Raw genomic sequence first — 25,552 nt, 5'->3', positions numbered from 1 at the left:
CGCCCGGCACGCGCGCTCACTACCATCCGGGCATGCCGTTCACATTTCGTCAACGATCCTGTCTGGCCGCGATGCTGGCAGCCACCCTGCTTGCCGCCTGCTCCAGCACCTCGCCGCCAGCCAGCGCGCCGGGCAGCGACACCGCGCAGGCGGGCGTCGCGCTGCTGCGCCCCACGCCAGGCCCGGTGATCGCGGGCTACGACGTGAACCGCAACCGGGGCCTGGACTTCGGGGGCAACCGGGGCGACGCGGTGATGGCGGTGGCGGCGGGCCGCGTGCTCTACGCCGGACCGGGGCCACGCGGCACGGGCAACCTGGTCATCCTCAGGCATTCCGACACGCTGATGACCACCTATGCCCACAACGAGCGCCTGCTGGTACGGGTGGGCGACAACGTGGCGCGCGGCCAGCGCATCGCCGACCTGGGCAGTTCGGAGGCCGACCGGGTCAAGCTGCACTTCGAGGTGCGCGTCTCCGGCAAGACGGTGGACCCGACGCCCTACCTGCGCGGCGCGGCTGCGGTGGCCGCCGCCCCGGGATCGCCGGCCACGCGGCCGGCCGCCACGCGCAGCGGTTCGGGCTTCGTCGTCTCGGCCACGCAGGTCGTGACCAACGCGCACGTGGTCAACGGCTGCGCGGGTGTGGAGATCGCCGGCCGCGGCTTGGCACGCCTGGGGCCGGTCGACGCGGCGGCCGACCTGGCGCTGATCGAGGTCGGCCCGCAGGCCGAATGGCTGCCTCTGTCCACCGAACCGCTGCGGCTGGGCGAGCCGCTGGTGGTGGTCGGCTTTCCGCTGCCCGGGCTGCTGGCCCAGGGCCATCAGGTCACCACCGGCAGCGTCACGGCCCAGGCCGGCGTGCGCGGCGACAGCCGGGTGTTCCAGATGTCGGCGCCGGTGCAGTCGGGCAACAGCGGCGGGCCGGTGCTCGATGCCAGTGGCCGCGTCGTCGGGGTCGTGGTCAGCCGCCTCAATGCCATACGGGCGGCAGCCGTGCTCGGCGACATTCCGCAGAACGTGAACTTCGCGCTCTCGGCGCAGACGCTGCGCAGCTTCCTCGATGCGCAGAAGGTCGCATGGCGGCCCGCCGCAGGCCGGCCCCCGGCGCAGTCGGTGCCCGACGTGGCCGAGGTCGCCGTGCGCTCGACGGTCATGGTGCGCTGCGTGCCGGCGCCTGGCTGAGCACCTGCGCCACCTCCTCCTCGAAGCGATACGGCCGCCCTTCGATGAGGACGGCGTCCGAGCCGGCCGGGTCTGGCCGGGCAGGCGGCAGGCCGTGGTCCAGCAGGGCCTGCGCGCAGGCGGGCCAGTCGCCGCCTTGCACCGGCCGATTGAGCGAGGCCCAGGACAGCGTGCCGCGCGCGTCGTCGCCGAAGCCATGCGGTGTGCGCCAATCCGCGCCCCGCGCCAGCAGGAAGCGCACGAGCGCGGCATCGCCGCGAAAGAGCGCCTGGTTGAGGGCCGTGCCGTCGATGTCGCCGCCGCGCACTTCCAACGGCCAACCGCAAGCCACCATGGCACGCACCGCCGCGTCGCAGCCGGCGGCCGCGAGCTCGGGCAGCAGACGCTGCTGCGCGGCGTCCAGCGCATCGGCCAGGCGCAGGTCGTCCGCCTGCAGGGCGCGCGCGGCGTCCACGTCGCCCCGCGCGCAGGCGGCCACGAAGGCTTCCACGCGGTCGGTCTTTTCAGGCAGCGCCGCTTCGATCGCCGTGGACCGTTCATCGAGGGTCTGCGGAGCAAGCAACGCCGCCACGTCCGACAGGCCGAAGCGCAGGGCCAGCGTGCGGGCCGGCACCCCGTCGGGCGTGCACACGTCCGCCTTCGCACCGGCGTCCAGCAGCGCCGCGACGTGTGCGGTCGAACGGCGGCGGCGGATGGCCCATAGCAACGGCGAGCCCCAGTCGGCCGCGGGCGGAGCGGACGGCGCCTCGTTCGGATCGGCACCATGCGTCAGCAACAGGCGCAGCGCAGCCGGGTCGTCCAGGTCCAACGAGCGGTAGAGCGCGTAGGTGCCGCCGACGCGGGCGCCAGCGCGCAACAGCAGTTCGGTGCAGGCGGGCGACTCCAGCGCGTGGTAGAGCGATTCACCGTCGTCGGGCTCCGCGCCAGCCGCGAGCAGCAGCGCGGTCAGTTCCGGGTCACGGGCCTTGCCCGCCGCGCCGTAGAGCGCCGACAGCGGCTGCGCGACGTCGGGCGAGGCCAGGGATGTCGGCGACCAGCGGCTGCCGACCGACTGATCGGGCGATGCGCCGGCCGCGAGCAGCAGCGCCGCGCAGGCGCGCAAACCGTCCGCGAAGCCAGGCACCGCCAGAAGCCCCGAATGGGTGACGGCCACCAGCGGCGGCAGCATCAGTGGGCCGCCCGGTCGATGGACCCAGCCCGCATCGCGCTGCGTGGCGACGCGCAGCAGGGCCTCGTCGCCGATGGCACAGGCCAGCCAGGGGTCGCCATCGGGCGCAAGCGCCGGGTCTTCGGCCAATAGTCGTGCCGCTACGGCGGGCCGACGGGCGTTGTTGCCGCCGGTCAGGTCGCCGTCGTAGACCAGCCGCAGCCAGCGCAGCCGCACTGCGTGCGGATCGTCCGCCTGCGCTCGCCGCGCCTCCACGAAATGCAGCAGGTCGGTCCATCCATCGAAGCCGTGCTCGCGCGCCCGGCAGGACTGCGCATCGTGCAGCCGAAGGCCCTGCGCCGCGAGGGCGGCATCGCCTTTGCCACGGGCGGCCGGAAAGGCGGCCCGAAACCGTTCGAGTGCCGCTGGATCGGCCTGCCGGGCCGCCGCCAGCAACGCCTTGGCCTGCTTCTTCAGATGCCCGATGTCAGGACGAGGGGGAAGGGATTTCATGGACACCTCCGTGCATGGAACGCCGATGGCCCGCAAGACCGGCTGCACCCGAGGTGGGCAGATGAAAGAAGGGCGCCACGATGGGCGCCCTGATCGAAACCAAGTGGGTTGAACCCTTCCCGCGGACCCGGCGGCGTCTGGCACGCCAGCGGATCATACGCACCGGACCCAGGCCGGCCGCACATCCGCTCTTGCCTCCACCCGGGATTCCACCAAGCCCCTGATGCAAAAAAGTATCGGAGCTGGCATTCAAGGTACAGGCCGCGCAAGACAACCTCCTCAGAATCCAGGCCCAGCGACCACCGGTCGTGGAACCAACCGAGGAGACACCATGAAGCGTTTTGCCCAGGCGGGCCTCGTGCTCGCGCTTGCCGCCGCCGGCCTCGCGGCCCATGCCGCCACCGAACTCGTCATCGCCACCGTGAACAACGGCCACATGATCGAGATGCAGAAGCTCACGCCCTTCTTCGAGAAGGCCAACCCCGACATCAAGGTCAAGTGGGTCACCCTGGAAGAGGGCACGCTGCGCCAGCGCGTGACGACCGACATCGCCACCAAGGGCGGCCAGTTCGATGTGATGACCATCGGCCTGTACGAAGCGCCGATCTGGTCCAAGAAGGGCTGGCTCAAGCCCATCGCCACCGACGCCGCCTATGACGTCGACGACCTGCTGCCCGCCATCCGCAGCGGCCTGTCGCACGAAGGCAAGCTCTACGCCGCGCCCTTCTACGGCGAGAGCTCCATGCTCATGTACCGCAAGGACCTGGCCGACAAGGCCGGCGTGAAGTTCAGCGACCCGCCGACCTGGGCCGAGGTCAAGGACTTCGCCGAGAAAGCCACCGACGCCAAGGCCGGCGTCTACGGAATCTGCCTGCGCGGCAAACCGGGCTGGGGCGACAACATGGCCTTCCTGACCACGCTGGTCAACACCAACGGCGGACAGTGGTTCGACATGCAGTGGAAGCCGCAGATCGACACCAAGCCCTGGAAGGACGCCATCGGCTTCTACGTCGACCTGATGAAGAAGGCCGGCCCTCCGGGCGCCGCCGCCAACAGCTTCAACGAGAACCTGGCGCTGTTCAGCGAAGGCAAGTGCGCGCAATGGGTCGATGCGACCATCGCCGCCTCCTTCATCTCCGACCCCAAGCAGTCGAAGGTGGCTGACAAGGTGGCCTATGCCCAGGCCCCGGTGGCCGTCACACCCAAGGGCGCGAACTGGCTGTGGTCGTGGAACCTGGCCATCCCGGCCAGCTCGACCAAGGATGAGGCGGCGCAGAAGTTCATCCGCTGGGCGACCTCCAAGGACTACATCCAGCTGGTGGCCAAGGAGCAGGGCTGGAACGCCGTGCCCACCGGCACCCGCAAGTCGACCTACGCCAACCCCGAGTTCCAGAAGGTCGCGCGCTTCGCCGCCGCCGAGAAGAAGGCCATCGACGCGGCCAACCCGAACCCGGGCGAGAACACGCTGCCCAAGTCGCCCTATGCCGGGGTGCAGTACGCGGCCATCCCCGAGTTCCAGGCCATCGGCGTGGGCGTAGGCCAGCAGATGAGCGCGGCCCTGGCCGGCAAGACCCCGGTCGATCAGGCCCTCAAGACCTCGCAGACCCTGGCCGAGCGCGAGATGAAGAAGGGCGGCTACTACAAGTGAGCAGGAGGCGCGTGCCGGCCGCCCCATGGGCCGGCGGCACGCGCCTTCCCGCTACTGCCTAGCTGCATGCCAGTCCGCCTGCCATGAACCGACTGCTGCCCAGGGCGCTGATGGCGCCCGCCGTGATCGCGCTCTTCCTCTGGATGATCGTGCCGCTGTTGATGACGCTGTACTTCTCGTTCGTCAACTACAACCTGATGCAGCCGGGCGAGCGCACCTTCGCGGGCATCGACAACTTCCAGTACTTCGTCACCGACCCCGACTTCTGGCCGGCGGTAGGCAACACGCTGCTCTTGATCGGCAGCGTGGTCATCGGCACCGTGGTGCTGGGCACGCTGCTGGCGCTGCTGGTCAACGAGCCCTTTCCGGGCCGCGGCATCGTGCGCGTGCTGCTCATTTCGCCCTTCTTCGTCATGCCGGCGGTCAACGCCCTGCTGTGGAAGCACATGATGATGAACCCCATCTACGGCATCCTGGCCGACGTGTGGCGCATGTTCGGCGCGCAGCCGGTGGACTGGCTCACCGACTGGCCGCTGCTGTCGGTGATCGTCATGGTGGGCTGGCAGTGGCTGCCCTTCGCCTGCCTGATCTTCATCACCGCCTTGCAGTCGCTGGACCGTGAGCAGATGGAAGCCGCCCGCATGGACGGCGCCAGCGCCACGCAGCGCTTCTTCTACCTGACGCTGCCGCACCTGGGCCGGCCCATGGCGGTGGTGGTCATGATCGAGATGATCTTCCTGCTGTCGGTGTTCGCGGAGATCGCCATCACCACCAACGGCGGCCCGGGCAATGCCAGCACCAACCTCACCTACCTGATCTTCAAGCAGTCGCTGATGAACTTCGACGTCGGCGTGGCCTCGGCCGGCGCGCTGTTCGCGGTGATCCTGGCCAACATCGTCGCGGCCTTCCTGATCCGCATCATCGGCAAGAACCTGGACTGAAAGGGCCGCGACCATGTCCCACGCCAAACCGCCCAACACCCGGCTGCCGCTGCTGCTGCGCACCGTGGCCGCCTGGGCCCTCGCGCTGCTGCTGTTCTTTCCGCTCGGCTGGCTGTTCCTCACCGCCTTCAAGACCGAGCTGCAGGCCATCGCGGTGCCGCCGCTCTTCGTCTTCACGCCCACGCTGGACAACTTCGCCGAGGTCCAGCGGCGCAGCGACTACCTGCTGTATGCCCGCAACTCGCTCGTCACCAGCGTGGCCTCGACGCTGATCGGCCTGGCCATCGCGCTGCCGGCGGCCTATTCGATGGCCTTCTTCCGCACGAAGCGCACGCGCGACATCCTGATGTGGATGCTGTCCACCAAGATGATGCCGGCCGTGGGCGCGCTGGTGCCCATCTATGTGCTGGCACAGACGGCCGGCATGCTCGACACGCTGCCGGCGCTGACGATCGTCTTCATGCTGTCCAACCTGCCCATCATGGTCTGGATGCTCTACACCAGCCTCAAGGACATCCCGGCCGAGATCCTGGAGGCTGCCCGCATGGACGGCGCCACGCTGTGGACCGAGTTCCGGCACGTGGTGATGCCGCTGTCGGTGGGCGGCCTGGCCTCCTGCGGGTTGCTGTGCCTGGTGCTGAGCTGGAACGAGGCCTTCTGGGCGCTCAACCTCAGCTCGGCCAAGGCCGGCACGCTGGCCACGCTGATCGCCTCGTACTCCAGCCCCGAGGGCCTGTTCTGGGCCAAGCTGTCGGCCGCCTCGCTGATGGCCATTGCGCCCATCGTGGTGTTCGGCTGGTTCTCGCAGAAGCAGCTCGTCCAAGGCCTCACCTTCGGCGCGGTCAAGTAACAAGAAGCAGGGGACAACGTCATGGCCTTCCTCGAACTCAAGAACATCCGCAAGCGCTTCGGCGAGACGGACATCATCCGCGGCGTCGACCTGTCCATCGAGAAGGGCGAGTTCATCGTCTTCGTCGGACCCTCGGGCTGCGGCAAGTCGACGCTGCTGCGCCTGATCTCCGGGCTGGAGCCGATCAGCAGCGGCCAGATGCTGCTGGACGGGCGCGACATCACCTATGCGCCGCCGGGCAAGCGCGACCTCGCCATGGTGTTCCAGAGCTATGCGCTCTATCCGCACATGAGCGTGTACGACAACATGTCCTTCGCGCTCAAGCTGGCCAAGGTGCCGGCGGACGAGATCCGCCGCAAGGTGGAGGCGGCGGCCGAGAAGCTCAACCTCGGCAAGTACCTGCAGCGCACGCCGCGGGAGCTGTCGGGCGGCCAGCGCCAGCGCGTGGCCATCGGCCGCGCCATCGTGCGTGCGCCCAAGGTCTTTTTGTTCGACGAGCCGCTGTCCAACCTGGACGCGGCGCTGCGCGGCAACACGCGGGTAGAGATCAAGAAGCTGCACGAGTCGCTGGGCGCCACCACCATCTATGTGACGCACGACCAGGTCGAGGCCATGACCCTGGCCGACAAGGTGGTGGTGCTCAAGGACGGCCTGATCGAGCAGGTCGGCTCGCCGCTGCAGCTCTACGACCGCCCGGCCAACCAGTTCGTGGCCCAGTTCATCGGCATGCCTTCCATGAACATGCTGCCCGCCCAGTCGCTGCCGGCCGTGGCGCAGCTGACGGGTGGCCGGCTGCCGGCCGATGGCTTCCTCGGCGTGCGGCCCGAAGGTGTGCGCGTGCACCCGGGCGTCGGCGCCGGCATGCCGGGCCGCGTGGGCCTGGTCGAGGCGCTGGGCGCCGACACGCTGATCCATGTCGACGTCGACGGCGTGACCATGATCGCCCGCCAGAACGAGCGCACCGCGCTGCAGGCCGGCGATGCCGTGGGCGTCGAGATCGACCCGGCCGTGCTCCACCTCTTCAGCCGCGAGGGCCAGGCCCTCGCAACCGCCTGATTCCTTTGACGGAGAACCTTGTCGTGACTTCTTCTTCCGTTGCCGAGGGTGCCGGCCTGGTGGTGCTCCACCTCGGCCTGGGCTCCTTCCACCGGGCCCACCAGGCCGTCTACCTGCAGGCCCTGCACGACCGCGGCGACCGCCGCTGGTCCCTGGCCGGCGCCAACCTGCGGCCCGACATGGCCGACACGATTGCCGCCCTGCAGGCTCAGGGCGGCGCCTACACGCTCGAGACGGCCTCGCCCGCCGGCGAATCCCGCTACGCGCGCATCGAATCGATCCGCGAGGTGATCCCCTACACGCCCGGTCAGGCGGCCATGGTGGCGCGCGGCGCCGACCCGGCGACGCGCATCGTGTCCTTCACCGTCACCGAGGCCGGTTACTACCTGGATGCGGCCCACCGGCTCGACCTGGGCTTCGACGACCTGGCTCGCGACCTCGCGCGGGCCACCCTGGGCGAGGCCGGCGAGACGATCTACGGCGCCGTCACCGCCATCCTGCGCGCGCGCATGGCCCGCAATGCCGGTCCGCTCACGCTGCTCAACTGCGACAACCTGCGCCACAACGGCGAGCGCTTCCGCGCCGGGCTGCTCGAGTTCATCGAACGCCTCGGCGACGCAGCCCTGCTGGCCTGGACCCAGGCCCACACCACCTGCCCCAACGCCATGGTGGACCGCATCACGCCGCGTCCGCCGCCGGAACTGCGCGAACGTGTGCGCCGCGCCACCGGCTGGGACGATGCGGCGCCGGTCACCGGCGAATCCTTCATCCAGTGGGTGATCGAGGACGACTTCATCGCCGGCCGCCCGGCCTGGGAGACGGTGGGCGTGGAGTTGGTGCGGTCGGTTCAACCCTATGAGGAAGCCAAGATCCGCATCCTCAACGCCAGCCACAGCTGCATCGCCTGGGCCGGCACGCTGGTGGGCCTGCAGTTCATCCACGAAGGCACGCTCACGCCGGCCATCCGGCAGATGGCGCATGACTACGTCACCGAGGATGTGATCCCCTGCCTGACGCGCGAGGGCGACAGCCCGGTCGACCTGCCGCGCTATCGCGACGTGGTGCTGGAGCGCTTCTCCAACCCGGCCATCCGCGACACCAACCAGCGGGTGTCGGCCGACGGCTTCTCGAAGATCCCTGGCTTCATCGCGCCCACCGTGCGCGAGCGCTTGGCCGCGGGTGCGGGCATCGGCAGCGTGGCCATGCTGCCGGCGCTGTTCCTGGCCTTCCTGCAGCGCTGGCACCAGGGCACGCTGCCCTATGCCTACCAGGATCAGGGCATGGACCCGGCGGTCGCGCACGCCATCTGCGCCGCGGCCGACCCGGTGGCCGCCCTGTGCGCCGACGCGGGCCTGTGGGGCGAGCTGGCGGGCGACGAGCGACTGGTGTCCGCCGTACGCCGTGCCAGCGACCGCGTGGCGCTGTTCCTGGCCCAGCAGGGGCACTGAGCATGGACGCGCCCATGCGCATCGCCTTCGTCGGCGAATCGCTGATCGACTTCACCGCCGCTGGCGAGCTGGCCTTCCAGGGCCATGTGGGCGGCGCCCCCACTAACAGCGCGGTGGCCTGCGCCCGGCTGGGCGTGCCCACGGGCTTCGTCACCCAGCTCTCGACCGACCTGTTCGGCGAACGGCTGCTGGCCTACCTGCAAGCCAACGGCATCGACACCCGCTTCGTCCTGCGCAGCGATGCGCCCAGCACACTGGCCTTCGTCGAACGCACGCCCACCAGCAACCGCTATGCCTTCTACACGCAGGGAACGGCCGACACGCGGTGGGCGCCGGCCGAGCTGCCCGCGCTGCCTGCGGACTGCCGCTGGCTGCAGTTCGGCTCGATCTCATTGCTGCAGGAGCCCGCGGCCAGCCGCATCACCCAATTCGTCGAGGCCCAGCGTGGCCGACGGCTGGTGCTGTTCGACCCCAATGCCCGGCCCAGCCTGATCCCGGACCTGGCCGCCTGGCGGCAGCGCTGCACGCGCTGGCTGGCCGCCGCCGACCTGGTCAAGATGAGCGACGAGGATGCGCAGTTGCTGGCGCCCGACCGTCCCCTGGACGAGATGGCCGCCGACTGCCTGCGCCATGGCCCGAAGGCCGTGGTCATCACCCGGGGGGGGGAGGGCGCCACGCTGTTCCGGCCCGGTGCCGAGCCGCTCGCGCTGCGCCCGCCGCCCGTTCGCGTGGCCGACACCATCGGCGCAGGCGACACATTCGCGGCCGGCCTGCTGGTGGCGCTGCTGGAGCGGGGCGTGGACACCGCCGAGGCGCTGGCCACGTTGCCCGCCGACGGCTGGCTCGCCGTATTGCGCTTCGCCGGTGCCGCCGCCGCCCTCAACTGCACTGGCGAAGGCGCCAACCCGCCGCAGCGCGCCGAAGTCGATGCGCTGCTGATGCAGGCCTCGTCCTGAAACCTCTGCCGATTCCCCTTGCCATGACGACGCCCGCCGGCTTCCATCTCTACCTCGACAGCGCCGATCTGGCCGAACTGCGCGCCTGCCTGCCTCACCCCGTGGTCCATGGCGTGACCACCAATCCCACGCTGCTGCGGCGTGCCGGCGTCTCGCGCGCGGCGCTGCCCGCGCTGCTGCACGAATGCCTGGCGCTGGGCGCCCGGCAGGTGCAGGCCCAGGTGCAGGCTGCCGACGCGCCCGGCATGCTGGACGACGCGCACGCGCTGCTGACGCAGTTCGCGCCGGGCCAGCTGGTGGTCAAGATCCCGGCCACGCGCGAGGGCCTGCGCGCGGGCGCGCAGCTGGCGGCCGAAGGCCATCCCGTCACCTACACCGCCGTCTATGCGCCGGAGCAGGCACACTTCGCGGCGCTGCTCGGCGCGGCCTATGCCGCGCCCTACCTGGGCCGGCTGGAGGACAGCGGCGTCGACGGTCTGGCCCTGATCGCCCGCATGCAGGCGCTGACGCTGCAGGCCGGCGGCGCGATGCGGCTGTTGGTGGCCAGCGTGCGCTCACGGGAGGCCTACCTCGCCCTGCTTGCGCTGGGCGTGGGCGCCATCACGATCCCGCCGCGGCTTTTCCCGCAACTGCTCGATCACGACGCCACGCACGAGGCGGAACGCGGCTTCCTCGCGGACGCCCACGCCTGAGCGGCCAAGCGCGCACCTTCCATCACCCATCCGACATCCAAGAGAGTCCTTCCATGTCCCCACGTCTAGCCCAACGCCACGTGCTGATCACCGGTGCCGGCGGCGGCATCGGCCTCGCGATGGCCCAGGCCTGCCTGGCCGAAGGCGCGCGCTGCAGCCTGGTCGACCGCGCCGACGAAGCGCCGGCCGCGGTGCAGGCGTTGATGCAGCAGCATCCGGATGCGCTCGCCTACATCGGCGCCGACATCACCCGCAGCGCCGACATCGCACGCCTGCTGGGCGCCGCCATCGACCGCTTCGGTCCGGTGCACACGCTGGTCAACAACGCCGCCGTGTTCGACCTGGCGCCGCTGCTGGACAGCGACGAGGCCTCCTTCGACCGCCTCTTCGCCGTCAACGTCAAGGGCCTGTTCTTCGTCATGCAGGCCGTGCTGCGGCACATGGTGGAGGCCGGCACGCAGGGCGCCAGCGTCATCAACCTGGCCTCGCAGGCCGGCCGGCGCGGCGAGGCGCTGGTGTCGCACTACTGCGCCACCAAGGCGGCCGTCATCAGCTATACACAGAGCGCGGCGCTGGCCATGGCGCCGCACGGCATCCGCGTCAACGCCATCTCGCCCGGCGTGGTGGACACGCCCATGTGGGCGCACGTGGACAGCCTCTTCGCCAAGGCCGAGGGGCTGCCCATCGGCGAGAAGAAGCGCCGGGTCGGGCTGGAGGTGCCGCTGGGCCGCATGGGCCGGCCGGACGACCTGGGCGGTGCCTGCGTCTTCCTAGCCAGCGACGAGGCCCGCTACATCACGGCCCAGACCCTCAACGTGGACGGTGGCAATGTGATGAGCTAAGGTGCCCGGCGCCGGCCCTCGCGGCCGGCCGTCCGCCAGCCTGCGCCTTTGCCCACGAAGCCTCGACAGCCATGCCCCGTCCCGCCACCGACCCGCGCGCCCACGCCGCCCGTGCGGCCCGGCCACGCCAGCGCCAGCCCGAGCTGGAGCGCGACTTCAGCCGCTCGCCCGCGCTGGGCTACGAAAGCGCGGACGAAGCGGGCCTGGTGCGCTGCCTGGCCCACGGTTATCCGACGCCGCTGGCGCGCTGGCACTTCCACGACGAGTACGAGCTGCACCTGATCACCGCCACCTCGGGCAAGGCCTTCGTGGGCGACTGGATCGGACCCTTCCAGCCGGGCCATCTGGTGCTGTGCGGGCCGCGCCTGCCGCACAACTGGGTGTCGCTGGAGACCGGCGAGGACGGCGTGGCCGAACGCGACCTGGTCATCCAGTTCCGGCATGAGCCGCTGCAGCGTGCCTGCGAGGAACTGCCCGAGCTGCGCGAGTTGATGCCGCTGCTGGAGCGGGCGCGCAGGGGCGTGGAGTTCTTCGGCATGTCCGAGCAGGCCCGCACGCACTGGGACCGCATCAAGGCCGCGCGCGGCCTGGAGCGCTTCAGCCACTTCTGCGCCTTCATGGCCGATCTGGCGCACTGCCGGGACTACCGGGTGCTCTCGACCGTGCAGATCCAGGGCGCCGAGGGCGACGCCGAGGTCGAGCAGATCAACCGCATCGTCAACCGCATCACCGCCAACGTGGCCGAGCCCATCAGCGCCGGCGACGTGGCGGCCGAGCTGGGCATGAGCGAGTCGCGCTTCTCGCGCTTCTTCCGCCGCTCCACCGGCAACAGCTTCACCGACTTCGTGAACCACGTGCGCATCAACAGCGCCTGCCACCTGCTGATGCAGACCGACCATTTCGTGACCGACATCTGCTACCAGGTGGGCTTCAACAACGTGGCCAACTTCAACCGGCGCTTCCTCGAGATCAAGGGCATGACCCCGACCGAATTCCGCCGCCAGTCGGACCATCGCTTCCGCGGCAGCCACTGACCGAGAAACGCACCGCATGTATCTGGGACTGGACCTCGGCACGTCCGAACTGAAGGCGCTGCTGCTGGCCGACGACCACCGCATCGTGGCCACGGCCGGGGCGCGGCTCGAACTCAGCCGGCCACATCCGCTGTGGGCCGAGCAGGCGCCCGTGCAGTGGGCCGACGCCCTTCACACCGTCATGGCCGAACTGCAGACCACGCAGGCTGCGGCGCTGGCGCAGGTGCGCGCCATCGGCCTGTCGGGCCAGATGCACGGCGCCGTGCTGCTCGACGCCGCGGGCGAGGTGCTGCGCCCCGCGATCCTGTGGAACGACGGCCGCAGCGCCACGCAGTGCGCCGCGCTGACGCAGGCCGTGCCGGGGCTGGCGCAGATCACCGGCAACCTCGCCATGCCCGGCTTCACCGCACCCAAGCTGCTGTGGGTGCGCGAGCACGAGCCCGACGTCTTCGCCCGCACCGCCCGCGTGCTGCTGCCTAAAGATTGGCTGCGCTTCGTGCTGAGCGGCGAGGCGGTGAGCGAGATGTCCGACGCCGCCGGCACGCTGTGGCTGGACGTGGCACGGCGCGACTGGTCCGACACGTTGCTGGTCGCCACCGGTCTCACGCGCGCGCACATGCCGCGTCTGGTCGAGGGGAGCGCCGTGTCGGCCTGGCTCGATCCGGCCCTGGCGGCGCGCTGGGGCGTGGGCACGGCCCACGGCGGGCGCGTCGCCATCGCGGGCGGCGGTGGCGACAACGCGGCCAGCGCGGTGGGCATGGGCATCGTGCGGCCAGGCGAGGGCTTCGTCTCGCTGGGCACGTCCGGCGTCATCTTCATCGCGGGGGCCGCGTTCGCGCCGCGCCCGGAGCGGGCCGTGCATGCCTTCTGCCATGCGCTGCCGGGGCGCTGGCATCAGATGTCGGTGATGCTGTCGGCCGCCAGCGCCGTCAGCTGGGCGGCGCGCGCCTTCAACATGGGCGACGAGGCGGCGCTGCTGACGCAGGCGGCGACGCTGGATGAGGCCGCACGGGCCCGGGCGCCGCTGTTCCTGCCCTATCTGTCGGGCGAGCGCTCGCCGCACAACGATCCGCATGCGCAAGGCGTGCTCTTCGGCCTCGCTGCCGGCCACGGCCCGGCCGACATCGCCTATGCAGTGGTCGAGGGCGTGAGCCTGGGCCTGCGCGAGGGTCTGGACACGCTCGCGCCGCCGGCCGACGCGCTGGCGCTGGTGGGCGGCGGTGCGCGCAGCCTGTGGTGGGCCCAGCTGCTGGCCGACATCCTGGAAGTACCGCTGACCCTCGCCGAAGGGGGCGAGGCGGGAGGCGCCCTCGGTGCCGCACGCCTGGCCTGGCTGGCCGATGGCGGCGACGAAGCGCGAGTCTGCGTGCCACCCCCGGTGCGGCAGCGCTTCGAGCCGCGGGCCGGGCAGGCACCGGGTCATCGCGCGCGGTACGCGCGATTCCGCGCGCTGTACCAGGCGCTGCGCCCGCTCTTCGCCGGCTGAACGGCGCAAGGCCTGCGCGCAGGCGGGCGGCCCGCGACTGCCGCCGCAGCAGTCCTCAGACCATCGCGAATCCGCCGGAGGCACCGATGGTCTGCCCCGTGATGAACAGCGCCCGGTCCGAGGCCAGGAAGGCCACCAGCCCCGACACGTCGTCCGGCCGCGACAGCCGGCCCACGCCCTTGGAGATGGGGTAGATGCCCAGCATCTTGGCCAGCAGCTCGTTGTTCTGCGGCGTCGCGTCCACATGCAGCGGGCCGTCCTTGATGCCTTCGTGCGAGACGGCACCCAGCGCGATGGAGTTGACGGTCACCGCATGGCGGCCATGCTCCTTGGCCAGCGCCTTGGCAAAGCCGGCGATGGCCGCCTTGGCGCCGGAGTAGACGGCCATGTTGGCCTCGCCGATGCGGCCGGCCTCCGAGATGATGTTGACGATGCGCCCGCCCTTGCGCGCCACCATGCCGGGCAGCACCGCGTGGCAGCAGTGCAACGTGCCGTAGACGTTGAGGTTGACGATCTTGGCCCAGTCCTCCACCGGCATGTCGATGAAGGCCGGCGTGCGGCCGCCCTTCTCGCGGCGCTCGGGGATGATGCCGGCGTTGTTCACCAGGATCTCCACCGGCGCATCGAAGTGGCTCGCGGCCTGGTCCACCATGGCCCGCACCTGATCGGCCTGCGTGATGTCGGCCGGCGCGGCCAGGGCCTCGCCGCCTTGGTCGCGGATCTCGGCGGCCACCGCTTCGGCGCGCGGCGCGAACAGGTCGTTGACCACCACCCGCGCGCCCTCGCGCGCCAGCTCGATGCAGATCTGGCGGCCCACGCCCTGGCCGCCCCCGGTGACGAGCGCGACGCGGCGCTCCAGATTGAGTTTCATGGTGCTTCCTTGTGAATGATGGGAATGGAGAGGCCGCGCTTCAGCGGCCCTTGAAGACAGGCGCCCGCTTCTCGACGAACGCGCGCATGCCTTCCTTTCGGTCCTCGCTGTCGATCAACATGGCGGCGGCATAGCGCTCGATCTCCAGGCCGCTGTCCAGGTCGGTCTGCATGCCGCGGTTGACCGCGCGCTTGATGAGGCGGATGGACAGCGGCGGCATCGCGGCGACGGTGCCGGCCAGCTTCATCGCCTCGGTCATCAGCTCTGCGCCGGGGCAGACCTGCGTGACGATGCCCATCTGCAGGGCCTGGGCCGCGTCGATCTGGGCGGCGGTGAACATCAGGTGCTTGGCGCGGGCCTCGCCGATCAGCCGCGGCAGCCGCTGCGTGCCGCCGGCCGCGGGCAGGGCGCCGATGCGTGCTTCAGGCAGGCCGAACTTCGCATGGTCGGCCGCGATGCGCAGGTCGCAGCACAGCGCGATCTCCAGGCCGCCGCCCAGGGCGACACCGTTGATGGCGGCGATCACCGGCTTCTCGAATTCCTCGATGTCGCGCAGCAGGTCGTGCGTGGCCTTCTGCGCGACGAAGAAGTCGTTGGCGCTGATCTGGTGGTCGGCGCGCTCCTTGATGTCGGCGCCGGCGCAGAAGGCGCGGTCGCCCGCGCCGGTCAGCACGACGGCGCGCACGCGCTCGTCGGCCCGCGCCAGCTGCAGGAAGGCCTGCGCCAGGTCGGGCTTCATCGTGCTGCCGATGGTGTTCATGCGCTCCGGGCGGTTGAGGGTGATCACGGCGACCTGGCCCTGCACCGCATAGGTGAGGGTGCCGAGGTCGACGTGGTCGGGGGCCGTGGCGTGGGGGGTCATGCGGCGGCTCCTCCTTCAGGCGTCCGGGGCGGAAAGAACATGGGCGATGGCCACCGAGCCCAGCCCGATCATGTGGGCCATGGCCCAGCGCGAATGGCTGTGCTGGCGCTCGCCGGCCTCGCCGCGCAGCTGCCGGGTCAGCTCGGCGACCTGGCCGATGCCGGTCGGCCCCAGCGGATGGCCCATGCCGATCAGGCCGCCCGAGGCATTGATGGCGCAGCGCCCGCCGATGCGCGAGTCGCCGCGCATCAGGAAGCTCGCGCCCTCGCCGGGCGGGCACACGCCGATGGCCTCGCTGTAGAGCAGCTCTTCCACCGAGAAGGCGTCGTGCAGTTCGAGCAAGTCCAGCGTCTGGGCCGAGATGGCCGCCTGCGCGAGCGCCGACTGCGCGCTGCTGCGCACCAGGTCGACGGCGGCCTGGCCGTAGGCGGTCTCGGGCGTCTCGCTGCAGGCGGTGGAGGCCCGCACGCGCACGCAGCGCTTCGGGTCCAGGCCCAGCCGGCGCAGGGCACGGCCCGAGACCACGATGGCCGCCGCGGCGCCTTCGCCGCGCGGGCAGCACTGCTGCACCGTCAGGTCGCCGGCCACGCGCGGCGAGGCCAGCACCTGCTCCAGCGTGCGCGGCTTGCGGTACTGCGCATAGGGGTTGCGCGAAGCGTTGCCATGGTTCTTGACCGCCACCTGCGCCATCGCGGTCGCGTCGGCATTGCGCTCGCGCAGGTAGGTGCGGGCCATCATGGCGAACTTGACCGGCGGCACGTTGGCGGTGTCGCTCAGGTGCGCGAGGCCGTCCTTGTCGGCGGCGCGGCGGCCGTCGCCGTGCTTGTCCACGCCCACGGCCAGCACCACGTCGCTGACGCCACGCGCCACTTCCAGGCAGGCCTGCCGGAAGGCGAAGGAGCCCGAGGCCGAGGCGTTCTCGACCTGGGTGACGGCCAGCCCGGTCGAGCCCAGGTGGCGCAGCATCACCCGCCCGGCCGCCATGCCGATGGAGGTGGTGCCGATGTAGGCGCTGTTCACCTGCGGCCAGGCCAGGCCCGCGTCGGCCAGGGCCTGGCGCACGGCGGTCAGGCCCAGGTGGGTGTAGGGCGTCTCGGTGGGGAACTGGTACGCATGCATGCCGATGCCGGCCACGTACACGCCCTCGTTGTCGTCGATCCAGCTGCTCATCGCTGCGCCTCCGTGGCCGGCACGAAGCGGCAGTCGAACACCTCGCCCGCGGGCAGGGGATGGGCCACGGCGCGCAGGGGCATGCCCACGTGCAGCTGCGACTCGTCGGTGGTGGCCATCACGCCTTCCTCGATGGGGCCGTCCTCGCCCAGGCGGATGTCGGCGGCGATGCGCGGCACCTCCATGCCGGGCAGCAGGGGCACGTGCAGGGTCACGAACTCCAGCAGCGTGCCTGTGCCAGGGCGCGTGATGCGCTCGGCGTCCTTCATGGGGTCGCCGCACTGGCTGCAGCCGGGCGCGTCGGCCGGAAAGGCCAGGTGCCCGCAGGCGGGGCAGCGGGCGAAGACGAAGTCCAGCGATTCGCCATCGGCAGCGAGCTGGTAGAGCGTGGGATGGCGGGGCTGGTAGCCCCGCAGGTCGAGGGTCATGGGAATCCTTGGGATAGAAGAGGAAAGGGGAGTCGAGGCCGTCAGTCGACCTTGGCGCCCGAGTTCTGCACGACCTCGCGCCAGCGGCTCATCTCCGACTTGACGAAGGCGTCGAGCTTCTCGCCGCGCATGCCGCGCATGGGCAGGCTGCCGTTCTTCTCGCTCACGGCGACGAACTCGGGGTCGACGATGGCGGCGGCCACGGCATCGGCGAGCCGCTGCACGACCGGCGCGGGCGTCTTGGCGGGCACGAAGACGGCACCCCAGGCGGTGGAGTCCGCGCCGGAGATGCCCAGCTCGCCCAGCGTGGGCAGCTGTGGCACGTTCGACAGTCGGGTCTTGCTGGTGACGGCCAGGGCCTGCAGCTTGCCGGCCTGCACGAAGGGCATCACCACCGCGGCGTAGTCGAAGGCCATGTCCAGGTTGCCCGCGATCAGGTCGGTCAGGGCCGGGCTGCTGCCCTTGTAGGGCACGTGGGTGATCTTGATGCCGGTGGCGGACTGGAACAGCTCGGCCGTGAGGTGCGTGCCGGTGCCGGCGCCGGCCGAGCCGTAGTTCAGCTTGCCCGGGTTCTGCTTGGCGTAGGCCACCAGCTCGGGCACGGTCTTGAAGCTGCGCGAGGGGTTGATGACCAGGACCAGCGGCGACTCCGAGATGCCATGCACGGCGACGAAGTCCTTGACCGGGTCGTAGCGGATGTTCTTGTAGAGCGCCAGGTTGGCGCCGTGGGTGCCCTGCGTGCCGTAGAGGAAGGTGTAGCCATCGGCCGGTTGCCGCGCCGCGTACTCGGCGCCGATGGAGCCGCCCGCGCCCGGCCGGTTGTCCACCACCACCTGCTGGCCCAGCTTGTCGCCCACCTTCTGCGCCAGCACGCGGGCGGTGTTGTCGGTGATCCCGCCGGGCGGGAAGGGCACGACGAAGGTCAGTGGCTTGGTGGGCCAGGCGTCGTCGGGCGCGGCGGTGGCATGGCCGTGGGCGACGAGCGCCGCCAGGGTCAGGGCGAGGGTGTGGAAAGTGCGTTTCATGGATGTCTCCGGTTGCTCTTGATATTCGGTATGCCGTAGACTACTTCAACACCTCGTAGAAAAGCAAATCGAAATCGATGAATTCGCAGCGCAATCGCCAAAGGTCAGCCCGATGCGGTAATCGGCATGGTCTGTACCATCGTGCATTTCTACGAAATATCGGAGAGGCGATGCCCACCCTTGTCCCTGCCGCTGCCCGCACCATGACCCTGCTGGAGGTCTTTGCCCGCGAGAAGCGGGAGCTGTCCAACTCCGACCTCGCGCGGCTCATGGACCTGCCCGAAAGCAGCTGTTCCGACCTGCTGCACACCCTCCACGAGCTGGGCTACCTGCTGCGCACGGCACGCAGCCGGCGCTTCTATCCCACCGCCCGCCTGCTGGCCGTGGCCAAGGAGATCTCGGCCAGCGACCCGCTCTATGCCGTGGGCGCCGAGGCCAGCGAGCTGCTGCGCGACCGCACCGGCGAGACCGGCCTGTGCGGCCGGCTGGAAAACGGCATCGTCAAGGTGATCGCGCTCAGCGAAGGCCGCCATCCGCTGCGCTACATGCAGCACGTGGGCGACAAGCTGGCACTGCATGTCTCCGCGCTGGGCAAGGCGATCCTGTCCATCGGCACGCCCGAAGAGGCGGCGCGCCAGCTGCGGCTCAAGCCGCTGCGCAGCCTGGCCTCGGGCACGCTGACCGACCTGGCTGCCCTGGAGGCCCAGGTGGCGCAGGCCAAGGAACAGGGCTGGATCTGGATCGAGAACGAAGGCAGCGAAGGCCTCACCGCCGTCGCCGTCGCCGGCCAGATCGGCGGCGAGGCCATCGCCCTGTCGGTGGCCGGCCTCACCGACCGCATGCGCGCCCAGCGCAGCCTGTGCATCGAGGCCCTGCAGGAAGTGCAGGCCCTCGTCTTCCGCAAACACGCGGCCGCGGCCGAAGCCGCGGCGTCCGCCGAATCCCCCGCGCCCACACCTTCCAGACGAACCAAGACCCGGGCCTAGCGCCACCCCGGCACGGCCCCCAGGCCGGCCATCCATCCGACCACCCAGGAGACAAGACCATGTTCACCCTTTCTTCCGAGCAGTCCATGCTGCGCGACAGCATCCGCCGCTTCATGAAGGCCGAGATCGCGCCCATCGTGTCGCGCCACGACCAGGACCGCACCTTTCCCTTCGAGGTGCTCGGCAAGCTGGCCGAATTCGGCTACCTGGGCGGCCGCCTGCCGGAAGAGGAAGGCGGCATGGGCATGGACCAGCTCACCTGGGCCCTGCTGATGGAAGAGGCGGGCTATGCCTGGCTGTCGCTGCGCACCATCCTCAACATCACCAACGCCGCGATCAACAAGCTGGCCCAGGAGGCCACGCCAGAGCAGAAGGAGCGTTTCCTGCGCCCGCTGCTGACCAATCAGCGCCGCTGCTTCAGCGCCATCAGCGAGCCGGGCACCGGCTCCAACATCGCGCAGGTGCAGACCCGTGCCGACCTGCAGGGCGACCATTACGTGCTCAACGGCCGCAAGCTGTGGATCACCAACGGCGCCTTCGGCGACTTCGGCATCGTGGTGGCGCGCACCTTCAGCCCGGACTGCCAGGGTCAGCTGTCGACCTTCCTGGTCGAGCGCGACGTGTCGCCCTTCGAGGTGCGGCGCGTGGACACCATGGTGCTGCGCAGCACCGGCACCGCCGAGCTGAACTTCGACAACGTGCGCATCCCGCGCGAGAACCTGCTGGGTGAGGAAGGCAAGGCCCTCAAGAAGATGCTGATCGGCCTGGACAGCGCCCGCGTCAACATCGCCATGGGCGCGGTGGGCGCGGCGCAGTCGGCGCTGGACCTGTCCATCGACTATGCACGCACGCGCACCCAGTTCGGCAAGCCCATCGGCAGCTTCCAGCTGGTGCAGAAGCTGATCGTGGACATGACGATCCGCGTTGAGGCCGCCCGCGCGCTGGGCCTGCGCGCCGCCGCGGCGCTGGACTCCGAAGGCGAGGCCCGCACGGCCGCCTCCATCGCCAAGCTCTACGCCACCGAGGCCGCGCACGAAGTGGCGAGCATGGCGCTGCAGGTGCACGGCGGCCTGGGCTATGCCACCGACTACCCCATCGAGCGCATCTTCCGCGACACGCGCGGCGGCACCATCCCCGAGGGCACGACCGAGGTGCAGACCCTGATCGTGGGCCGCGAGATCCTGGGCATCTCGGCCATCGCCTGAGCCGCAGGAGCACGCATGACGACCTCCTCCCAACGCGCCGACCTGGCGCGCCTGATCGACCCTGCCTGCATCGCCCTGGTCGGTGCCTCCGACCGGCCCCACAGCATCGGCGGCCGTACGCTCACCAACCTGATCGACCACTCGACCCTCCGCGGCGAGCTGTACCTGGTCAATCCCACCAAGACCGAGCTGCGCGGCCGGCGCTGCTGGCCCAGCATCGCCGCGCTGCCGCAGACGCCCGACGTGGCCATCATCGCGGTGCCCGCGGCCGGCGTGCTGGCCGTCGCCGAGGAATGCGCGGCCCGCGGCGTGCCCTATCTCGTCATCCTGACCTCCGGCTTCGGCGAGGCCGGCGCCGAGGGCGAGCGCGCCCAGCAGCGCCTGAAGGAGATCGCCGACGCCGCCGGCATGCGCATCTACGGGCCCAACTGCCCGGGCCTGTGCAACATCAATGCGCGGCTGGGCATGACCTTCTCGCCCTCCTTCCCGCACGACCTGGTGCCCGGGCCCATCGGCCTGGCCACGCAGGGCGGCGGCCTGGGCCGCAACGTCATGCAGGCCATGGAGCGCGGCGTGGGCATCGGCCTGTGGGCCTCCACCGGCAACGAGGTCGACCTGCAGGTGGCCGACTTCATCCACTACATGGCCACCGCGCCGGACATCAAGGTCATCATCACGCTGCTCGAAGGCATCAAGGACGGCCCCCGCCTGCTGGCCGCCCTGCAGTGCGCGGCCGACAACGGCAAGCCGGTGATCGCGCTGAAGGTGGGCAAGTCCGAATACGGCCAGCGCGCCGCCCAGTCGCACACCGCCTCGCTCACCGGCTCGGCCGAGGTCAACAGCGCCGTGTTCCGCCAGTACGGCGTGATCGAGGTGGACGACATCGACGAACTGGTGGACACGGCCTGGCTCTTTGCCCGTGCGATGCCGCCGGTACAGGAGGCCATCGGCATCTACTGCTCCTCGGGCGGCACGGCCGCGCTCACGGCCGATGCCGTGGGCACCTCGGGCCTCAAGCTCGCCGAGTTCGCACCACATACCCGCGAGCTGCTGCGCAGCCGGCTGCCCGACTACGCCGCCATCGACAACCCGGTGGACACCACCGCGGCCATCCTGGCCGATGCCGACCTGATCGAGCAGACGCTGGGCGCCGTCACCACCGACCCCAACGTGGGCTGCGTGCTCGCGCCCATCGCGCTCGAATACGGCGCGACGACGGTGAGCCTGGCCCACACCATCCGCGCCGCACAGCAGCAACAGAGCAGCACGCCCATCATCCCGATCTGGATGAGCGACCGCCTGGGCGAGGGCTACCGGCTGCTGGTCGAAGGCGGCTTCGCGCCGCCGCGTTCGGTGGGCAAGGCCCTCAAGGCCGTGCAGCGCTGGACCGAGTGGGGCCGCTGGCAGCGTGCGGGCGGGCTGGGCGAGCCGCGCAGGCCGCTGCCCGCCACATCGTCGGTGCCGGCCACGGGCACGATGCGCAACCTGTCGGAGCTGGAGGCCAAGCAGCTGCTGGCGCAGTCCGGCATCGCGCTGCTGCCTGCGGCCGTGGCGGCGACGCGCGAAGAAGCGCGCCGCATCGCCGACGAGATGGGCTATCCGGTGGTCGCCAAGATCGCCAGCCCGGACGTGGTGCACAAGTCCGACATCGGCGGCGTGAAGGTCGGCCTGGCCAGCGGGGCCGAGGTCGAACAGGCCTGGGACGCGATCATGGCCTCGGTGCGCCAGCACAAGCCCAAGGCCGCCATCGACGGGCTGCTGATCGAGAAGATGGCGCCGCGCGGCGGCTTCGAGCTGATGGTGGGCGTCACGCGCGACCCGGTCTTCGGCCATGTCATGACCTTCGGCCTGGGCGGCATCTATGTGGAGCTGCTGCGCGACGTGACACGCCGCCTGCTGCCGCTGCGGCCGGCCGATGCCAGCGCCATGGTGCGCGAGATGCGCTGCTACCCGCTGCTGCAGGGCGCGCGCGGCAAGCCGCCGGCCGACGTCGCCGCGCTGGAGCGCCTGCTGCTCGCCGTCTCGGACTTCGTCATGGCCCATGCCGAGCGCCTGGAGGAGATGGACCTGAACCCGGTGTGGGTGGGCAGCGAGGGCGAAGGTGCTCTGCCGCTGGATGCGGTCATCGTGATGCTGGACGGCGCATGAGCGGCCAGCCCGCCCCGCCACTCGCCGGCATCACCGTGCTGGATTTCAGCGAGCTGCTGCCCGGCCCTTTCTTCACCCAGATGCTGGCGGAGATGGGCGCCGAGGTCATCAAGGTCGAGCGTCCGCCGCATGGCGACAACGCCCGGCGCCTCGGGCCCGGCGGCTTCGAGGCCGTCAACCGCGGCAAGAAGAGCGTGCTGCTCGATTTGAAGGACGAAGCCGGCCGCGCCCGCGCCCATGCCCTGCTGGCCGGAGCCGACGTGCTGGTCGAGTCCTACCGGCCCGGCGTGATGGCCCGGCTGGGCCTGGACCATGCCAGCCTGCAGGCCGCGCATCCGCGCCTGGTCTACGTGTCGCTGAGCGGCTACGGGCAGACGGGTCCTTGGGCACAGCTCCCCGGCCACGACATCAACTACCTGGCCGCCGCGGGCGTGATGGCACTGTCCGGCGAGCCCGGCGGACCGCCCGCACCCGGCTTCGGTCTGCCGGCCGCCGACCTGTGCGGCGCGATGTATGCGCTGTCGGCCACGCTGGCCGCCCTGCTGCAACGCCGGCACAGCGGCCTCGGCCAGCATCTGGACGTGGCCCTCGCCGACTGCGCCCTGCACTGGATGACGCCGCGGCTGGGCAGCTTCCGCGATGGCGGCACGACCACCCTGGAAGCGCAGCGCGGCATGGCGCTGGTCAAGCCGGCCTACGGCATCTTCCGCTGCCGCGACGGCCGGCACCTGTCGGTCGCCGCGCTGGAAGACCACTTCTGGGCGCGGCTGTGCGAAGTGCTGGACATGGGCCCCTTCGCCGATGCGCGCTACCGCGGCTTCGCGGCACGCAAGGCCGAGGCCGAGGGCATCAATGCGCAGCTGGCGGCGCAGGTCGCGGCGCTGGATGCCGACGCCGCCTTCGAGCGGCTGGCGCGGGCCGACCTGCCGGTGGCGCCGGTGGTGGCGCCCACCGAACTCGTCGCCACGGCCCAGTTCGCAGACCGTGGCCGCTTCCTCGGCCGCGAGCCGCTGGCGGCGGTGCCCTTCCCGGTGGGCCTGCGCGGTGTCGATCCGCACGCGCTGTCCGGCGCACCCGCGCTGGACAGCGCCAGCGCTGCGCCATGACGCCCGCCCTGCTACAGACGCGGCTGACGCAGCTGTTCGGCATCCGTCATCCGGTGCTGGGCGGCGGACTCATGTGGCTGTCCGATGCCGCGTACGTGGGTGCGCTGGCACGCGCGGGCTGCATGGGCTTCATGACGCCACGCTCCTTTGCGGGCGAGGCCGAATGGCGCACGCAATTGCAGCGTTGCAGCGATCTGTCGCAGGGCCAGGCCTTCGGCGTCAACCTCACGCTCTCCGCCCGGCCCGAGGCCAATGCCGAGGTGCCGCGCTGGCTGGACATGGCGCTCGCCCACGGCGTGCGCCATTTCGAGACGGCCGGCTACGGCCCGCAGGCCCTCATCGAAACCATCCATGCGGCAGGCGGCATCGTGGTCCACAAGGCCTCCAGCCTGCGCCATGGCCTGGCGGCGCAGACGGCCGGTGCCGATGCGATTGCGCTCGTGGGCATGGAGGAGGGCGGCCATCCGGGCATGAACGAGCTGCCCACCATGCTGATGGGCGCGCTGGCACGCGAACGCATCACCGTGCCGCTGGTGCTGGGCGGTGGCATCGGCCACGGCCGGCAACTGGCGGCCGCGCTGGCCCTGGGCGCGGACGGCGTGCTCATGGGCAGCCGCTTCCTGGTCTGCGAAGAGATCTCGGCCCATCCGGCCTACAAGGCGCACCTGGTCGACTGCGACGAGCACAGCACCGTGCGCCTGCTGCAATCGCTGGGCAACACCTGGCGCGTGCTGCGCAACGAGACGGCGCGCCAGATCGAAGCCATCGAACGCGCCGGCGCCACCGACCACGCGGCCTTCGGCGGCCTGATCGCCGGCCGCCTGGCGCGCGACGCCTGCTACGAAGGCGGCGACTGGCAGCAGGGCATGCTGTCCCTGGGCCCCGCCATCGCCTTCGCCCACCGCATCCAACCCCTGGACGCCATCGTCGACGAGTTGCTGGCCCAGTGCCGGGACGCGATGCGCGCCCTATCCCCCCTGCTGCCATGAACGATTCCCTGGACTTTCTCGGCCGCCTGGCCCTGCCCGTGATCGCCGCGCCCATGCTGCGCGTGTCGGGCATCGAGCTCGTGTCCGCCGCCTGCCGCAACGGCGTGATCGGCGCCTTTCCCACTGCCAACTGCCGCTCGCTCGACGAGCTGGACGCGTGGATGTCGCGGCTGGACGACGAGGCCCGCACCGGCGGCGAGACGGTGGCGCCGTACTGCCCCAACCTGATCATGCGGCGCGACCCGGCCAAGGTCCGGGCGGAGGTCGACCTGATCGCCCGCCATCGCGCGCGGCTCGTCATCACCAGCGTGGGCTCGCCCTCGTCCGTCGTGCCGGTGCTGCACGACGGCGGCTGCCGGGTCTTCGCGGACGTGGCCTCGCTGCACCATGCGGAGCGGGCCATCGCGTCCGGCGTGGACGGCCTGGTGCTGCTGACCGCCGGCGCGGGTGGCCACACGGGCTGGGCCAATCCCTTCGCCTTCGTGCGCGCCGTGCGCCGCGTGTTCGACGGCCCCATCGTGCTGGCAGGTGGCATGGCCGACGGCGTGGCCCTGCGCGCGGCGATGACACTGGGCTGCAACCTCGGGATCATGGGCACGCGCTTCATCGCCACGCAGGAAAGCCTGGCGAGCGAGGGCTATCGCCAGATGCTGTGCGACGCCGGCATCGACGACGTGCTGCTGACGCGCGCCTTCACCGGACTGCCGGCGAGCTTCCTGCGCCAGTCGGCCGAGCGGCTGGGCATCGACGTGAACACGCTGGATGAAAGCACGTCGGTGGAAGAGGCGCGCCGCCGCTGGGGCGGCGGCTCGGAAGGCGCGGCCAGCCAGCGCTGGACCGACATCTGGAGCGGCGGGCACACGGTGTCGGCCGTGCGCGAGGTGCAGAGCGTGGAAGCGCTGGTGCGAGAGCTGCGGGCGGAGTACGAGAGCGCAGCGCACTGAGGCCGCGCGCCGCTGGCTGCGCGA

General features: G+C 70.9%; 23 protein-coding genes. 17 read left to right on the top strand and 6 right to left on the bottom strand.

Annotation, left to right across the window (positions count from 1 at the left end; translation table 11 throughout):
* The first annotated feature begins 71 nt into the window (after window positions 1-71).
* On the top strand, window positions 72-1,181 hold the full coding sequence (locus BXA03_RS09270) for a peptidoglycan DD-metalloendopeptidase family protein (RefSeq protein ID WP_076506466.1): 1,110 nt from the start codon (window positions 72-74) through the stop codon (window positions 1,179-1,181).
* On the opposite strand, the gene BXA03_RS09265 is transcribed toward BXA03_RS09270, so the two are convergent.
* Window positions 1,150-2,841 (bottom strand): ankyrin repeat domain-containing protein, encoded by a 1,692-nt coding sequence (locus BXA03_RS09265; RefSeq protein WP_076506464.1) that lies wholly within the window; start codon window positions 2,839-2,841, stop codon window positions 1,150-1,152. The genes BXA03_RS09270 and BXA03_RS09265 overlap by 32 nt on opposite strands.
* A 331-nt stretch (window positions 2,842-3,172) precedes the next feature.
* Between BXA03_RS09265 and BXA03_RS09260 the strand changes: the two genes are divergently transcribed.
* The 10 genes from BXA03_RS09260 (at window position 3,173) to xylB (ending at window position 13,794) form a co-directional block, all read left to right on the top strand.
* The gene (locus BXA03_RS09260; RefSeq protein WP_076506461.1) at window positions 3,173-4,489 is read left to right on the top strand and encodes an ABC transporter substrate-binding protein; all 1,317 of its coding nucleotides are present in this window, start codon (window positions 3,173-3,175) and stop codon (window positions 4,487-4,489) included.
* An 83-nt stretch (window positions 4,490-4,572) separates the two neighbouring features.
* The gene (locus BXA03_RS09255; RefSeq protein WP_076506459.1) at window positions 4,573-5,430 is read left to right on the top strand and encodes a carbohydrate ABC transporter permease; all 858 of its coding nucleotides are present in this window, start codon (window positions 4,573-4,575) and stop codon (window positions 5,428-5,430) included.
* Window positions 5,431-5,443: 13 nt separating this feature from the next.
* The gene (locus BXA03_RS09250) at window positions 5,444-6,280 is read left to right on the top strand and encodes a carbohydrate ABC transporter permease (protein WP_076506457.1); all 837 of its coding nucleotides are present in this window, start codon (window positions 5,444-5,446) and stop codon (window positions 6,278-6,280) included.
* Window positions 6,281-6,301: 21 nt separating this feature from the next.
* Window positions 6,302-7,336: an ABC transporter ATP-binding protein gene (locus tag BXA03_RS09245; protein ID WP_076506455.1), complete on the top strand. Its 1,035-nt coding sequence runs from the start codon at window positions 6,302-6,304 to the stop codon at window positions 7,334-7,336.
* 62 nt (window positions 7,337-7,398) lie between these two features.
* Window positions 7,399-8,784, top strand: coding sequence for a D-arabinitol 4-dehydrogenase (gene dalD / locus BXA03_RS09240; protein WP_076506776.1), 1,386 nt, complete (start codon window positions 7,399-7,401; stop codon window positions 8,782-8,784).
* Between the two features lie 14 nt (window positions 8,785-8,798).
* A complete protein-coding gene (locus tag BXA03_RS09235) occupies window positions 8,799-9,740 on the top strand; it encodes a carbohydrate kinase family protein (protein WP_076506773.1) in 942 nt (313 codons plus the stop codon).
* 23 nt (window positions 9,741-9,763) lie between these two features.
* The gene (locus BXA03_RS09230; protein ID WP_076506453.1) at window positions 9,764-10,432 is read left to right on the top strand and encodes a transaldolase family protein; all 669 of its coding nucleotides are present in this window, start codon (window positions 9,764-9,766) and stop codon (window positions 10,430-10,432) included.
* 53 nt (window positions 10,433-10,485) lie between these two features.
* Window positions 10,486-11,274 carry an L-iditol 2-dehydrogenase gene (locus tag BXA03_RS09225; RefSeq protein WP_076506451.1) on the top strand — a complete coding sequence of 263 codons (789 nt, stop codon included), beginning with the start codon at window positions 10,486-10,488 and terminating at the stop codon, window positions 11,272-11,274.
* A gap of 71 nt (window positions 11,275-11,345) precedes the next feature.
* Window positions 11,346-12,308 carry an AraC family transcriptional regulator gene (locus tag BXA03_RS09220; protein ID WP_076506448.1) on the top strand — a complete coding sequence of 321 codons (963 nt, stop codon included), beginning with the start codon at window positions 11,346-11,348 and terminating at the stop codon, window positions 12,306-12,308.
* Window positions 12,309-12,324: 16 nt separating this feature from the next.
* Entirely contained in the window at window positions 12,325-13,794 is a 1,470-nt protein-coding gene (gene xylB / locus BXA03_RS09215) for a xylulokinase (RefSeq protein ID WP_076506446.1), read from the top strand.
* Between the two features lie 55 nt (window positions 13,795-13,849).
* Here xylB and BXA03_RS09210 read toward each other — a convergent pair whose 3' ends face one another.
* The 5 genes from BXA03_RS09210 to BXA03_RS09190 are packed head-to-tail and all read right to left on the bottom strand — an operon-like array spanning window position 13,850 to window position 18,150.
* A complete protein-coding gene (locus tag BXA03_RS09210) occupies window positions 13,850-14,665 on the bottom strand; it encodes an SDR family NAD(P)-dependent oxidoreductase (protein WP_076506444.1) in 816 nt (271 codons plus the stop codon).
* Window positions 14,666-14,705: 40 nt separating this feature from the next.
* Window positions 14,706-15,527, bottom strand: a complete 822-nt coding sequence (locus BXA03_RS09205) for an enoyl-CoA hydratase/isomerase family protein (protein WP_076506442.1) — start codon at window positions 15,525-15,527, stop codon at window positions 14,706-14,708.
* Window positions 15,528-15,542: 15 nt separating this feature from the next.
* Entirely contained in the window at window positions 15,543-16,697 is a 1,155-nt protein-coding gene (locus BXA03_RS09200) for a thiolase family protein (protein ID WP_076506439.1), read from the bottom strand.
* Window positions 16,694-17,125 carry a Zn-ribbon domain-containing OB-fold protein gene (locus tag BXA03_RS09195; RefSeq protein ID WP_076506436.1) on the bottom strand — a complete coding sequence of 144 codons (432 nt, stop codon included), beginning with the start codon at window positions 17,123-17,125 and terminating at the stop codon, window positions 16,694-16,696. The genes BXA03_RS09200 and BXA03_RS09195 overlap by 4 nt, the downstream gene beginning before the upstream one ends.
* 41 nt (window positions 17,126-17,166) lie before the next feature.
* Window positions 17,167-18,150 (bottom strand): Bug family tripartite tricarboxylate transporter substrate binding protein, encoded by a 984-nt coding sequence (locus tag BXA03_RS09190; protein WP_076506433.1) that lies wholly within the window; start codon window positions 18,148-18,150, stop codon window positions 17,167-17,169.
* A gap of 170 nt (window positions 18,151-18,320) precedes the next feature.
* Between BXA03_RS09190 and BXA03_RS09185 the strand changes: the two genes are divergently transcribed.
* Genes BXA03_RS09185 through BXA03_RS09160 form a run of 6 tightly spaced genes read left to right on the top strand, consistent with a single transcriptional unit; the run spans window position 18,321 to window position 25,528 of the window.
* The gene (locus tag BXA03_RS09185) at window positions 18,321-19,136 is read left to right on the top strand and encodes an IclR family transcriptional regulator (RefSeq protein ID WP_076506430.1); all 816 of its coding nucleotides are present in this window, start codon (window positions 18,321-18,323) and stop codon (window positions 19,134-19,136) included.
* Window positions 19,137-19,195: 59 nt separating this feature from the next.
* Complete coding sequence (locus BXA03_RS09180) at window positions 19,196-20,341, top strand: acyl-CoA dehydrogenase family protein (protein ID WP_076506427.1); 1,146 nt, start codon at window positions 19,196-19,198, stop codon at window positions 20,339-20,341.
* A 15-nt stretch (window positions 20,342-20,356) separates the two neighbouring features.
* The gene (locus BXA03_RS09175) at window positions 20,357-22,489 is read left to right on the top strand and encodes an acetate--CoA ligase family protein (protein WP_076506424.1); all 2,133 of its coding nucleotides are present in this window, start codon (window positions 20,357-20,359) and stop codon (window positions 22,487-22,489) included.
* A complete protein-coding gene (locus tag BXA03_RS09170; protein ID WP_076506422.1) occupies window positions 22,486-23,595 on the top strand; it encodes a CaiB/BaiF CoA transferase family protein in 1,110 nt (369 codons plus the stop codon). Before BXA03_RS09175 ends, BXA03_RS09170 begins: the two co-directional genes overlap by 4 nt.
* Window positions 23,592-24,584: an NAD(P)H-dependent flavin oxidoreductase gene (locus tag BXA03_RS09165; protein ID WP_076506419.1), complete on the top strand. Its 993-nt coding sequence runs from the start codon at window positions 23,592-23,594 to the stop codon at window positions 24,582-24,584. Before BXA03_RS09170 ends, BXA03_RS09165 begins: the two co-directional genes overlap by 4 nt.
* Entirely contained in the window at window positions 24,581-25,528 is a 948-nt protein-coding gene (locus BXA03_RS09160) for an NAD(P)H-dependent flavin oxidoreductase (RefSeq protein WP_076506416.1), read from the top strand. The genes BXA03_RS09165 and BXA03_RS09160 overlap by 4 nt, the downstream gene beginning before the upstream one ends.
* Window positions 25,529-25,552 lie beyond the last annotated feature (24 nt).

This window comes from Pseudacidovorax sp. RU35E (genome assembly GCF_900156165.1).
Lineage (GTDB): Bacteria > Pseudomonadota > Gammaproteobacteria > Burkholderiales > Burkholderiaceae_C > Xenophilus.
The sequence above is the reverse complement of the archived record's forward strand: the minus strand, read 5'-3'. Positions and strand labels throughout refer to the sequence as shown.